The organism is Gracilibacillus sp. Marseille-QA3620 (assembly GCF_054950035.1).
Genome location: NZ_CM143102.1, coordinates 403,574 through 417,249 on the forward strand (window position 1 = coordinate 403,574; position 13,676 = coordinate 417,249).

At 38.5% G+C, this 13,676-nt stretch carries 9 protein-coding genes; 7 read left to right on the forward strand and 2 right to left on the reverse strand.

Going from position 1 to position 13,676, the window contains the following annotated elements; genetic code table 11:
• Positions 1 to 39 precede the first annotated feature (39 nt).
• Positions 40 to 879: a tyrosine-type recombinase/integrase gene (locus ACY8DX_RS02110; protein WP_049672315.1), complete on the forward strand. Its 840-nt coding sequence runs from the start codon at positions 40 to 42 to the stop codon at positions 877 to 879.
• A 122-nt stretch (positions 880 to 1,001) separates the two neighbouring features.
• On the opposite strand, the gene ACY8DX_RS02115 is transcribed toward ACY8DX_RS02110, so the two are convergent.
• Positions 1,002 to 1,235 (reverse strand): DUF6429 family protein, encoded by a 234-nt coding sequence (locus ACY8DX_RS02115; RefSeq protein ID WP_049672314.1) that lies wholly within the window; start codon positions 1,233 to 1,235, stop codon positions 1,002 to 1,004.
• 934 nt (positions 1,236 to 2,169) lie between these two features.
• Here ACY8DX_RS02115 and ltrA (ACY8DX_RS02120) point away from each other — a divergent pair.
• Both ltrA (ACY8DX_RS02120) and ACY8DX_RS02125 read left to right on the forward strand, forming a co-directional pair.
• Positions 2,170 to 3,498, forward strand: coding sequence for a group II intron reverse transcriptase/maturase (ltrA, locus tag ACY8DX_RS02120; protein WP_462405230.1), 1,329 nt, complete (start codon positions 2,170 to 2,172; stop codon positions 3,496 to 3,498).
• A 161-nt stretch (positions 3,499 to 3,659) separates the two neighbouring features.
• Positions 3,660 to 4,010: a hypothetical protein gene (locus tag ACY8DX_RS02125; protein ID WP_049672229.1), complete on the forward strand. Its 351-nt coding sequence runs from the start codon at positions 3,660 to 3,662 to the stop codon at positions 4,008 to 4,010.
• 61 nt (positions 4,011 to 4,071) lie between these two features.
• Here ACY8DX_RS02125 and ACY8DX_RS02130 read toward each other — a convergent pair.
• A protein-coding gene (locus ACY8DX_RS02130; protein ID WP_462405542.1) for an IS3 family transposase occupies positions 4,072 to 5,402 on the reverse strand; the annotation gives its coding sequence in 2 pieces (ribosomal slippage) (positions 4,072 to 5,024 and positions 5,024 to 5,402; 1,332 coding nt in all).
• A 1,112-nt stretch (positions 5,403 to 6,514) separates the two neighbouring features.
• Between ACY8DX_RS02130 and ltrA (ACY8DX_RS02135) the strand changes: the two genes are divergently transcribed.
• The 4 genes from ltrA (ACY8DX_RS02135) (at position 6,515) to ltrA (ACY8DX_RS02150) (ending at position 13,059) form a co-directional block, all read left to right on the forward strand.
• Complete coding sequence (gene ltrA, locus ACY8DX_RS02135) at positions 6,515 to 8,278, forward strand: group II intron reverse transcriptase/maturase (protein WP_225231404.1); 1,764 nt, start codon at positions 6,515 to 6,517, stop codon at positions 8,276 to 8,278.
• A 354-nt stretch (positions 8,279 to 8,632) separates the two neighbouring features.
• Complete coding sequence (locus tag ACY8DX_RS02140; protein ID WP_049672232.1) at positions 8,633 to 9,139, forward strand: SMI1/KNR4 family protein; 507 nt, start codon at positions 8,633 to 8,635, stop codon at positions 9,137 to 9,139.
• Positions 9,140 to 9,651: 512 nt separating this feature from the next.
• Entirely contained in the window at positions 9,652 to 10,338 is a 687-nt protein-coding gene (locus tag ACY8DX_RS02145; protein ID WP_049672233.1) for a YqeB family protein, read from the forward strand.
• A 957-nt stretch (positions 10,339 to 11,295) separates the two neighbouring features.
• The gene (gene ltrA / locus ACY8DX_RS02150) at positions 11,296 to 13,059 is read left to right on the forward strand and encodes a group II intron reverse transcriptase/maturase (RefSeq protein ID WP_225231404.1); all 1,764 of its coding nucleotides are present in this window, start codon (positions 11,296 to 11,298) and stop codon (positions 13,057 to 13,059) included.
• Positions 13,060 to 13,676: the final 617 nt, after the last annotated feature.

Genomic DNA, 13,676 nt, shown 5'->3' on the forward strand with positions numbered 1-13,676 from the left:
TTGTCTATACTGATAAAAATAGATTAGGAGAGTAATAGGATGATACTATCTGAAGCGTGGGATTTATATAAAGCTGATAAACAAATCCAAGGATATTCATCTCAGACCTTAAAAGCCTATAATATTCAATTGAATTTGTTAATCCGGAATCTTGGTGATCGATCCCTTGATGAAATAACCACTGATTCATTAAAGCTGTATCTCGGGAATGTTGCTAATCAATTAAAGGCTGCTAGCCTGAGTCATAGGATACGTTTTATAAAATCGCTGTTTAGATGGGCCCAAGATGAAAATGTCCTGAATGGTAACCCAGCCGCAAAAATTAAGGAACCGAAACTAGATATCCGCATACCAAAGTTTTTAACTGAAGTAGAAATTGAGCATTTAAGAGAAGCTTGTCATACAACATTAGAAAATGCATTGTTCGAGTTTATGTATTCAACCGGTTGTCGAATTGGGGAAGCCGTTAATTTGAATCGACAATCCATTGATTTTTCTAATCAGTCCGTAATTGTCTTAGGGAAGGGAAATAAAGAAAGAGAAGTTTACTTTAATACTAGGTGTGATATCTGGTTGAAGAGGTACCTGGATGAGAGAACAGATGATCAAGAAGCTTTATTTGTAACCGTACGTGCTCCCCATCGGATGAGCATATCCCAAATGAGGTATATTATAAAACAGATATCGAAAAAATCCGGCATCAATAAAAGTATTCACCCTCATCAGTTGAGGCATAGTTATGCCACTACTTTATTGAATAATGGGGCTCCTTTAGAAGTCATTCAAAACTTGATGGGACACGAGAAAAGCGAAACAACTAAAATGTACGCTTATTTAAGTGGTACACTGCGACGTGAACTATATAAAAAATTTTTTTGATACGAGGAAGGTTGTCGGATATCGACAACCTTTTGCTTTCTTACAAACAGGAAAAAGAACTATAGTTGTCTTTTTAGCAGAGTGTATGATTGACTAAGGGATTCTCTCTAGAGAAAGCTTGCTTATTTTATATGATATTTCTTTATTAGTTTCTTTGCTTCCTCAATACCATCATCAGTTAGATAAACAGATTTTGAACGCTTACTATCAAGAATGAGATTGTTTTTCGATAATTCATTTAGGGATTCAAAGGGGTATCCCTTCCAGCTTCTTTGAGCTTCACCTAATCCATAATCATCTTTAAAAGAAGTTAAATACAACAATAATAGAGTTAATTCATCAATTTGATCTTTCATATAATTGATTCCTCTCTTTTTTTAGAGTTTATCTTTATATATGAAATATTATAAACCAAAGCTTACTTTTATTTTATATAAAAGAAACGGAGCAGATTAGTTGAACAGGAAACTGTATTTTTATGTTAGAGTATTAATCGGGATGTATTTTTTTGAAAACTCATTCTATTTATTTATCCTTATTGTTATAATGCATTTGATTACTCTTGTAAATATAGTTTTATTTGAGGGAGAATGGAATGGAGTAGCCATACTTCTTTCTAATATTCTGTTTCTAATTGCCTGTGTTTATTTTGGAATAGAACGTCGTGCAAATAAAACAAAGTGACCTTACGAGCATTAGGTCACTTTGTTTTTGTTATAAAAAGAATTAGATACTGTTAATGTACGCTTTTACTGTTGTTCTTCCACTAACGGGCAGGTGTGCGGCCGAGCCTAGGTCGTATCATATAGCGGGTGGGATTCCCGCCGAGTAAGAACTAGCCATTCGCTCGTAGCGAGTCTTGGAGGGCTAAAGGTAACTTTGGTCTTTAAGCGTAGACAGTTAGGTGGCGGGCCGAAAGCCAAATGGTTGAAGGGATTGAGCTCCATAAACGTTAGAAAACTGAGAGGGCTGATGCCTTACCTGCGTGCAGAAAGCAATATTTTGTCTTTTGTTAAAGGCGAGAAAGATAAAACCTCTCTGGAGTCAGAGACCTTGGCACGTCATACATGGATATGATACGGCAACTCGGGAGACCCTACCGGTCTTTTCTGTTTATTAGAAGAGTATGGTGTACAAGCGATAATAAGTAAGGAAGCCAAATGCCGGGTAGGGAGTCGGATAGCAGCGTAGTACCAATGAAGTTGGGTAATGCCGATGGAGGAAAGGCTAGCTACCAGTTATTGCCCTTATTAGGGACACATTTACTACACACAGAGGTAGGGATAATAAATGGAAACAAAACTACTAAGGATAGCAGAATTAGCTAAATCTGACCCTAAGATGAAATTTACATCTCTTGCACATTTATTAAATGTGCAATCACTCATTCAATGTCATCATGAGCTGCCAAACAATAAGGCAACTGGTGTAAACGGTACAACGAAAGAGCAGTACGCCGAAAGTCTCGAAGAAAACATAATGGATTTAACAAGCAGACTTAGAAGTAAAAGTTATCGTCCGATTCCAGTTAGAAGAATGTATATTCCAAAGCTTAACTCTAATAAGAGGAGGCCATTAGGAATACCGGAACATGAGGATAAAATTGTACAAAAAGGTATTGCGAAAGTGCTAAATGCCATTTATGAGAATGACTTTCTAGACTGCTCTTTTGGGTTCCGGCCAAACAGAAACTGTCATGATGCGTTAAAGATACTAAACTTTTATATAGAAAAGAGATTAGTAAGCTATGTAGTAGATGTAGATATCAAAGGCTTCTTCGATAATGTTGACCACAAATGGATGATGGAGTTCTTGAAACATAGAATAACGGATCCTAACCTCCTGAGAATAATCAGTAGGTTCCTTAAAGGTGGTTACATGGAGGAAAGCAGGAGATACAAAACAGATAAGGGGACACCGCAAGGTGGAGTAATATCTCCTATCTTGGCTAATGTGTACCTTCATTATGTACTCGACTTATGGTTTGAGAAAGTGGTTAGGAAACAATGTGAAGGACAGGCATACATGGTAAGATATGCGGATGATTTTGTTTGTTGTTTTCAACACAAAAGGGAAGCTATACAATTCTACGAGTCATTAAAACTGAGATTGAAGAAATTTAACTTGGAAATAGCTGAGGATAAGACCAAGGTTATTCCCTTCGGGAGATTTGCAGAAAATAACGCGAAACGAACAGGGAATGGTAAACCTGCAACCTTCGATTTCCTTGGATTTACTCATTATTGTGGAAAAAGTAAACAAGGAAAATTTCGTGTAAAACGGAAATCGAGCAGAAAGAAAGTCCAAGGCAAGCTTAAAGAATCTAAGGAATGGTTGAAGTCTAATAGAAATAAAAATATCCATTTAATTATGGAGAGATTTAGACGTTCTCTAGTAGGATACTACAACTATTACTGCATTACAGATAATTCTCGAACGGTTAATGACTTTAAAGAGAAAATCGAAATTTTACTATTTAAATGGCTGAATAGAAGGAGCCAAAGAAAGTCCTTTACATGGGATAAATTCAGGCTATTCCTTCAAATGTTCCCACTTCCCAAACCAAGAATTAGGGTCAATATTTATGAATTAAGGAAAGAAATTAGCTATATTCTGTAAATGATAACTAGGAGGAGCCGTGTGCGTTAATAGCGCAAGCACGGTTCTGAGAGGGGGGAGAAGCACAATTTACCGTAAGGTAAAAAGGCTCTCTTCTACTCGACTAGTTGCATAATGGTATACATATAAAAAATGAAAAGTTAAAGGGGAGGAAAAATAATATGAACAATGAAGAGTTTGTTGAGAAATTGTATCAATCAATAATCAAAGAAAATCTTGCTTCGTATCGGGATTTGTTTCATAATACTGATTTGAAAGATGTTACTGATTCTTATTGGAAAGAGTCATTGAATTTTTTCGAGGAGCTTTCGGATGACAACAAAAAGATACTTTTTAAAATCGTTGAACAAGTTCAAGTGGATGCTATTTCAACTATTTTAGGTATTATCGATGGTGTTGTTACCCTACCTGGCAAGCAAGAAGAAATTGAAATGAAGTTTATTGGGACTAAAGAACCGTTAAATGGCGATTTGCAAGATTTATTCTTAGCGTATGATGAAGAAAATAGATGAATGCGAAAAGTGAACTGCACCCTATAAAGTAGACAGTTTAATAAAAAGGGATGTGCCGTGTTTATGCGGCGATGAGATGACTTCGGTAAGCTGCCGGAGTCATCTTTTTTAATGTCCATTGCTTTCTCGTATTGTTATAGTAATCCATATAATCATCAATCATATATTTTAGTTCTGCCAAACTGTTTGCCTCCTTATAAGGAACTTCGTCCTTCATATGTCCAAAGAAGGATTCCATTGGGGCGTTGTCCAGGCAGTTTCCCCTTCGTGACATGGACTGTAAGAGCCCCATCTCTTTCACGCGAGATTGATATTCAGGATGCGTGTAATGAAACCCTTGATCCGAATGAATCATTGCTTCTGGATGTAATTGATTCCCATAACAACTTTCTAACTTGGTTAATGTTCGGTAGACTATCTCCATCCGTAGGCTTGTCGAGAGTTCATAGGCGACGATCTCTCGTGTCGCCACATCTTTCACGCAAGACAAATAAGCCGTCTTCCCACCGCGGATTTGCAGGTAGGTGATGTCGGTCAAGAAGACTTTCCCTGGTTCCTGTTGGTCAAACTGGCGGTTCAAATGGTTGGGTACCTGACGGTGAACCTCTGTTGCCTTGGCCATCGTACGGTATGGGTTCGCTCTCCGTACCTTGGCAAAAAAGTGAAACTTGCGCATCAATCGAAGGATTTTCTTGTGGTTCATTGGCTGACCGGCTTTCTCGGTGACTTCCATATATAAGCCGCGATAACCGATTTTCCCTTGGGCCTCATCATAAATCTCTTTTAGAAAGACATAATCCTGATAATCAGACTCCTCCCGGATAGCTTGTTTTTCCGCATTCTGAAGCCATTTATAATAGCCGCTTGGACTCACTTGGGCCACTTCACATAAATAACGGACCATGTTCTTCAATTGATAAAGCCGAATCGTCTCATTAATGACTTGGTATTTCTCTCGGGCTTTTAACGACGATTCTTCTTCGCCTGCCTTTCCAACTCGTCTAGCTTTTTTAGTAAGGTCAATTCCGCCTCTAAGAGGCGAATGCGGGCTTCTGCTTGGGCCAATTTCTTCTCGGCAGAGGCATTCTCTTTCTTGGGGCGTCCCTTACTCGCTTTTCCTCGGCGTTCCTCTAAAAAGCCATTTTCTCCGTATGTTTGGAAGGTTCTGCGCCAACGAGCCAGGGCGCTTTGGGCTTTTTTAATGCCAATCACCTCTAAATCGAAACCTGCTTCTCGGAATATTTCCGCTGGGCCTTTCCCAGATTGGTTTTGTTTAACCGCCTGCAGTTTGAAGTCAGGGGTATACTGAATCGCGCGGTCTGTCACGGCTTTAACGTTTGGATTAGCTTCTAGTAGTCTTTGTTGGTGTTCATTAAAGATAATCTTACTCATGAAAAATACTCCGTTCTAAAAATCGTAATGTTAGTATAACGGGAGTTTTCCTGAAAGAGAATAGGAAAACCCCGAATAGGGTCCACTTTTTTTAAAGTGTCCACTATTCGGGGTTCAGTTCAAAGAGCACCAATGGTGCTCTTTTCTTTTTGAATTAATGTTATTTTTGGTGCGAATTTTAATGCTGAAAGTGATGAGAAATACTTTGGTGTTTTCACCAATCTCTCCATCAAGAGAACTCGTTAATAAAACACTGGCCTTTTTTTAGATGAAAGCCAAGGATACGTAAATATAATGTGCTTACAGAGGGCTTTGATCCAAGAAGGATTAATGCCTTTTTGTGTTGAATTTCTTACTGTAGAAACGGGGGCAGCGCGACAAGTTTTGTTATAAGCACTCCGGTGCGAAAGACGAGGAATTTCCACAGAAATTCTAACTTTATAACCGAGGATAGGAATGATAAAACCATGTATTTTGAAACTATCCCATTGATACTCCTGCATGCGTCATAATGGACAGATTATGGGGTATGAAGCTCAGGTGAAGTCGGCAGAACAAAGGCTAAAGCCATTCCTTTCAGGATAAAGGTATGCCAATGGATATGCCGGATGGCTGAAAAACTAAATAAGGTGAGAATTTTCTTACACAAAGAACGGACGAACTTCCGAATGTACAGGTCTAGAGTTTCGAACAATAGGAAACTATTGTACCACCCTTACGGTGGTGTGAGTGATGTGGAGTAAAAATTGCCCCTCTGAAACACGTTATATCGAACAATGGCGGTATCCAGCTCACAGGCTTACAGGAAGCACCTACGTTTAGATAGATAGCTAAGTTATAAGGGACTTGGAAAGTAAGGAACGTTGATTCGAGGGCTGTCACCCAAAACGGTTGCTATAAGTAATTGAACGAAATGCACTTGTCCTTATGAGGGTAGGGGTACGACTGATGAAGCTTCTGTAACGGAGGTAGAGGAACAGCCCCAAGTCTAGTGATTGGCAACGATTATTTTTCAATTGTGCATTGCACCGGTCGGGTAAGAACGTGGGAACATCACCTCACAAAGGAATGATGCCACAGTGCAAGCTCTACGATACTGGGATTACTATGATATGACCGACACTTTTACTGACTTGTACCACCGAGCTAAAAATAAAGAAACATTCCATCACTTATATGACGTCATCACGTCGAGGAATAACATTTTATTAGCTTATCGGACTATCAAGTCAAATAAGGGGTCTAAGACCCCCGGTACAGATGGAAAAACCATCATCGACATAGAGAGACTAACAGAAAATGATTTAGTAGAAAAGATACAAAAACAGCTCAAGAATTATCGCCCGAAGAAAGTCAGACGAAAATTAATTGAAAAAGATAATGGTAAAATGCGACCTCTAGGCATTCCATGTATCCTCGATAGAATCATTCAACAGTGTTTCAAGCAAGTATTGGAGCCAATTACGGAAGCGCACTTTTATAATCATAGTTACGGTTTTAGACCTTTACGGTCTACACATCATGCGATGGCAAGAGTTCAATTCCTTGTTAACCATTCTAAACTTCACTATGTTGTTGATGTTGATATCAAAGGCTTCTTTGACAATATCAATCATACATTGCTCATTAAACAGCTGTGGAATTTAGGTATTTATGATAGAAAAGTTTTAGCTTGCATTTCAAAAATGTTAAAAGCTGAAGTTGATGGTGAAGGCATTCCGGAAAAGGGTTCACCGCAAGGTGGACTACTATCCCCGTTATTATCTAATGTGGTTTTGAATGAATTAGATCAATGGATAGCGAATCAGTGGGAACTCTTCCCTCTTGATAAGCCATATACGACACGCGAAGGTGAACGCTATGCAAAGATTCACACAAAGTTAAAAGAAGGTTATATAGTTCGCTATGCCGACGACTTTAAAATCTTATGTCGGGACTGGAAGACAGCCGAAAAATGGTATCATGCCGTTAAGCTTTTTCTGAAAGAGCGTTTAAAACTTGACATTTCACCGGAAAAATCAAAAGTAATTAATCTGCGGAAACATGAATCAGCCTTTCTTGGATTTACGATACGTGCCATTCGCAAAGGTGAAAAACGTGTGGCCCATACTTTTGTGAAAGCCGAAAAGATACAGAAAATAAAAGATGAAGCGAGGAAACGAATTGAGGCACTTCGAGCCTCACCAACGACTCAAAATGCTTTGCGATTTAATAGCTTTGTCTTAGGGCTGCATAATTACTTTAATCGAGCTACACATGTCAACTTAGCCTTCTCACGTCTTGCTTATGATATAGGTGCATCTATGTACAATCGTCTTAAACCAGTCGGGAAATACGCCCATCCAGCGAATCCGCCGCCAACCTATAAGAAGTTATACAGTTTGAGGTTCAAGACATTTGAAATTGCTGGTATTCATCTCTTCCCTCTTGCGAATGTTCAGACAAAGAACACTATTTGTTTCACACAAAGTCTGACACTATTCACAGTTGAAGGCCGAGCGCTAATTCATAAGAATTTGCATAAGAATATCAAGCAAGAAATTGCCTTGCTAATGGAGTCAAATATCCCGACACGAAGTGTCGAATATATGGACAATCGAATCAGTCGATATAGTATGAAACAAGGAAAATGTGAAATTACAGGACAATTTCTACAAGCACGGGATGTACACTGTCATCACTACGTGCCAGTACATCTCGGCGGAAATGACAAGTTCAATAACTTACGCATTCTCTACAAAGAGGTACACAAACTAATCCATATGACAGATACAACTAAGATGAATATACTCATAAAAAGTTTGGATATCACGCCACCGATATTAGAGAAAATCAATAAATATCGGGAAAAGTGCGAGTTAGAACCTATCATATAATCCAAATCAATAAGAGTAACTTGAAACTTATAATCAAAACCATCGCCAGATGGAACGCGGAATGCTTGGAAACTGGCACGTTCCGTGTGGAGCAGGGGAAAAGCCGGAGATAACTTCAAACGCTTACCTATTGCTACGTTTAGTTGAATAACAATTTACCCTTAAAGAAATTGAATGTTATAATTTACCTATAAATCATATTTTTAGAGATAACATTTACTGGTCACTAGCTAAACAGGGTTCTGTGAAGAATTTAAAACAATTGATGGTCACATCCTGTTTATTTCCAACAGTAGAAATAAATAAGTCGTTAAGAACAGCAACCTTTGCTGTATAAAATTTCGAGGTGATTATATGTCGGAAATTATTTTTCAAGAAGCTGAAAACTTCATTGAAAAAGCTAAAAAATTAGGTGAAAAATATTTAGGGAGAACAGCTACAAGAGAAGAAATCCAACTTTTGAATGACAAATTTGGGGATAAGATTCCAAGTTGGTATTGTAAATTAATTTCCGAACTTCCATTAATTCATATGGAAATTGGTTGGCAAGCATATGAACCTGAAGAAGAGTATGATGGGATAGAATATGTAGAAATATATCAGCCGAGTCATATGATAGATGAATCTTTTGAAGCATATCAAGGTATACAAATTCTAGAAAGAGGTTATGTCTGCATAGGTGGAGATCCAACGGGTTCTGGAGACCCCTATTTTATTAACTTTGATTCTGAAAACCCACCTGTATTTCAAATATATCACGATGTAGGAGACAATCCAGATGAAATTCTTAAGCACGGTAAAGCAAAAGTAGCTGACTCTTTTGCGGAGTTCTTTAGAAATGGCATAATCTTGGAATATTAGGAATAGATATACCCAATATCGAGGGCTGTAAGCAGCTCTTTTTTGTTTTGACACAAAAGGGGCCAGGTTTGTTCAAGAAGGTTGTAGGTGATATTAATCACTATGTTTATTATATAAAAGATTATTCTCTGAAGAATAATTCTTCAGAGAATAATCCTGGGCATTGGTCTAGGAAGGATTAATGCCTTTTTGTGTTGAATTCCTTATTGTAGAAACGGGCAGATTAGTTAAATACGGAGTAATAAAGTAATCAAACTTTTAGAGTGGCAATAAAGTAAATCCAACGTATAATGGCGTTAATTGGATTATGAATCATAAAAATTATTAACTAAACATATTATAGAGCTGGGATATTAATATAGCAGAGGCCAGGAGAGGACAATCATCAAGGCGGCAATTGAGATATTAAGAATCTATGTTTACAAAACAAAATTATTTAAATTTATAAGAATGTACTGAGGGTTTGAAAACCCTTATTTTTATATGATAGATAGGATGAAAGGAGAGAAAAAGTGAAAGATAAAGAAATAGTTCTTGGGCTCAGTAGGTTCGAAAAGAAACTATACTTTTGGGTTCCGATGGTGCTAGGAGGAATGCTTGGTTGGTTTATACCAGTAATTTCAGATTTGTTATTAAAACTTCCTGTGGTTCCTTGGGGAGGGATTATTGAATTCATTGCATCATTGAACAGCCTATGGTTCTCCATAGTGGCTTCCATTATAGGGATCATTGTGGGGATAATATGGACTTTGATAATATATAACGAGAGCCTTGAAATTAAAATCAACTTTGAAAATCTGCAATTAAAAATAGATGATAAGATAGACACCATAGATAAGAAGGACATTTCAGCGATTTATATAGATTATAATCAGTTAGTTATTCTTGGTGAAAGCAGTAATCAGTTATATAGAGAGGTTTTGGATGCTAAAAAAGAGACTGCACAGGAGGCTTTTAATCTTTTTCAATATCCTTGGTGTGAAAAAGACCCATATGAAGGTCAATACCAAAGATGGGTATTAGGGCATCCTGACTTTCCAGAAAAAATAAATGCTTTATTATATGCTAGGGAGATTACCTTGAGAGAGGGTAAGAAGAAAGAAGCTAAATATTTGCAAATGGATCTGGCCAAACTTGGGGTAGTTATTAAAGATGAAAATAATGCTCAATATGTGAGGCTTGCTAAAGGGATTAATTAGATCCATTCAGATATAGATATGAAGAGAGAAAAGTTATCCCTATTTTTGTCTAACGGATGCGATTGCGAAATAAGAGCAGTCGCTTTTTTACTAGAGGGGCAGCATTCCTGTAATGAATGAAGTAAGTTAGTGAAGTATTGTACTTAAACTAACGGGGGCGTTGATCAAGGAGGATTAACGCTCTTTTTGTTGAATTCCTTATTGTAGAAACGGGGCAGCGCGACAAGTTTTGTTATAAGCACTCCGGTGCGAAAGACGAGGAATTTCCACAGAAATTCTAACTTTATAACCGAGGATAGGAATGATAAAACCATGTATTTTGAAACTATCCCATTGATACTCCTGCATGCGTCATAATGGACAGATTATGGGGTATGAAGCTCAGGTGAAGTCGGCAGAACAAAGGCTAAAGCCATTCCTTTCAGGATAAAGGTATGCCAATGGATATGCCGGATGGCTGAAAAACTAAATAAGGTGAGAATTTTCTTACACAAAGAACGGACGAACTTCCGAATGTACAGGTCTAGAGTTTCGAACAATAGGAAACTATTGTACCACCCTTACGGTGGTGTGAGTGATGTGGAGTAAAAATTGCCCCTCTGAAACACGTTATATCGAACAATGGCGGTATCCAGCTCACAGGCTTACAGGAAGCACCTACGTTTAGATAGATAGCTAAGTTATAAGGGACTTGGAAAGTAAGGAACGTTGATTCGAGGGCTGTCACCCAAAACGGTTGCTATAAGTAATTGAACGAAATGCACTTGTCCTTATGAGGGTAGGGGTACGACTGATGAAGCTTCTGTAACGGAGGTAGAGGAACAGCCCCAAGTCTAGTGATTGGCAACGATTATTTTTCAATTGTGCATTGCACCGGTCGGGTAAGAACGTGGGAACATCACCTCACAAAGGAATGATGCCACAGTGCAAGCTCTACGATACTGGGATTACTATGATATGACCGACACTTTTACTGACTTGTACCACCGAGCTAAAAATAAAGAAACATTCCATCACTTATATGACGTCATCACGTCGAGGAATAACATTTTATTAGCTTATCGGACTATCAAGTCAAATAAGGGGTCTAAGACCCCCGGTACAGATGGAAAAACCATCATCGACATAGAGAGACTAACAGAAAATGATTTAGTAGAAAAGATACAAAAACAGCTCAAGAATTATCGCCCGAAGAAAGTCAGACGAAAATTAATTGAAAAAGATAATGGTAAAATGCGACCTCTAGGCATTCCATGTATCCTCGATAGAATCATTCAACAGTGTTTCAAGCAAGTATTGGAGCCAATTACGGAAGCGCACTTTTATAATCATAGTTACGGTTTTAGACCTTTACGGTCTACACATCATGCGATGGCAAGAGTTCAATTCCTTGTTAACCATTCTAAACTTCACTATGTTGTTGATGTTGATATCAAAGGCTTCTTTGACAATATCAATCATACATTGCTCATTAAACAGCTGTGGAATTTAGGTATTTATGATAGAAAAGTTTTAGCTTGCATTTCAAAAATGTTAAAAGCTGAAGTTGATGGTGAAGGCATTCCGGAAAAGGGTTCACCGCAAGGTGGACTACTATCCCCGTTATTATCTAATGTGGTTTTGAATGAATTAGATCAATGGATAGCGAATCAGTGGGAACTCTTCCCTCTTGATAAGCCATATACGACACGCGAAGGTGAACGCTATGCAAAGATTCACACAAAGTTAAAAGAAGGTTATATAGTTCGCTATGCCGACGACTTTAAAATCTTATGTCGGGACTGGAAGACAGCCGAAAAATGGTATCATGCCGTTAAGCTTTTTCTGAAAGAGCGTTTAAAACTTGACATTTCACCGGAAAAATCAAAAGTAATTAATCTGCGGAAACATGAATCAGCCTTTCTTGGATTTACGATACGTGCCATTCGCAAAGGTGAAAAACGTGTGGCCCATACTTTTGTGAAAGCCGAAAAGATACAGAAAATAAAAGATGAAGCGAGGAAACGAATTGAGGCACTTCGAGCCTCACCAACGACTCAAAATGCTTTGCGATTTAATAGCTTTGTCTTAGGGCTGCATAATTACTTTAATCGAGCTACACATGTCAACTTAGCCTTCTCACGTCTTGCTTATGATATAGGTGCATCTATGTACAATCGTCTTAAACCAGTCGGGAAATACGCCCATCCAGCGAATCCGCCGCCAACCTATAAGAAGTTATACAGTTTGAGGTTCAAGACATTTGAAATTGCTGGTATTCATCTCTTCCCTCTTGCGAATGTTCAGACAAAGAACACTATTTGTTTCACACAAAGTCTGACACTATTCACAGTTGAAGGCCGAGCGCTAATTCATAAGAATTTGCATAAGAATATCAAGCAAGAAATTGCCTTGCTAATGGAGTCAAATATCCCGACACGAAGTGTCGAATATATGGACAATCGAATCAGTCGATATAGTATGAAACAAGGAAAATGTGAAATTACAGGACAATTTCTACAAGCACGGGATGTACACTGTCATCACTACGTGCCAGTACATCTCGGCGGAAATGACAAGTTCAATAACTTACGCATTCTCTACAAAGAGGTACACAAACTAATCCATATGACAGATACAACTAAGATGAATATACTCATAAAAAGTTTGGATATCACGCCACCGATATTAGAGAAAATCAATAAATATCGGGAAAAGTGCGAGTTAGAACCTATCATATAATCCAAATCAATAAGAGTAACTTGAAACTTATAATCAAAACCATCGCCAGATGGAACGCGGAATGCTTGGAAACTGGCACGTTCCGTGTGGAGCAGGGGAAAAGCCGGAGATAACTTCAAACGCTTACCTATTGCTACGTTGTGCGGCCGAGCCTAGGTCGTATCATATAGCGGGTGGGATTCCCGCCGAGTAAGAACTAGCCATTCGCTCGTAGCGAGTCTTGGAGGGGCAAAGGTAACTTTGGTCTTTAAGCGTAGACAGTTAGGTGGCGGGCCGAAAGCCAAATGGTTGAAGGGATTGAGCTCCATAAACGTTTGTAAACCGAGAGGGCTGATGCCTTAACTGCGTGTAGAAAGCAATATTTTATCTTTTGTTATAGGCGAGAAAGATAAAACCTCTCTGGAGTCAGAGACCTTGGCACGTCATACATAGATATGATACGGCAACTCGGGAGACCCTACCGGTCTCTTCTGTTTATTAGAAGAGTATGGTGTACAAGCGATAACAAGTAAGGAAACCAAATGCCGGGTAGGGAGTCGGATAGCAGCGTAGTACCAATGAAGTTGGGTAATGCCGATGGAGGAAAGGCTAGCTACCAGTTATTTCCCTTATTGGGG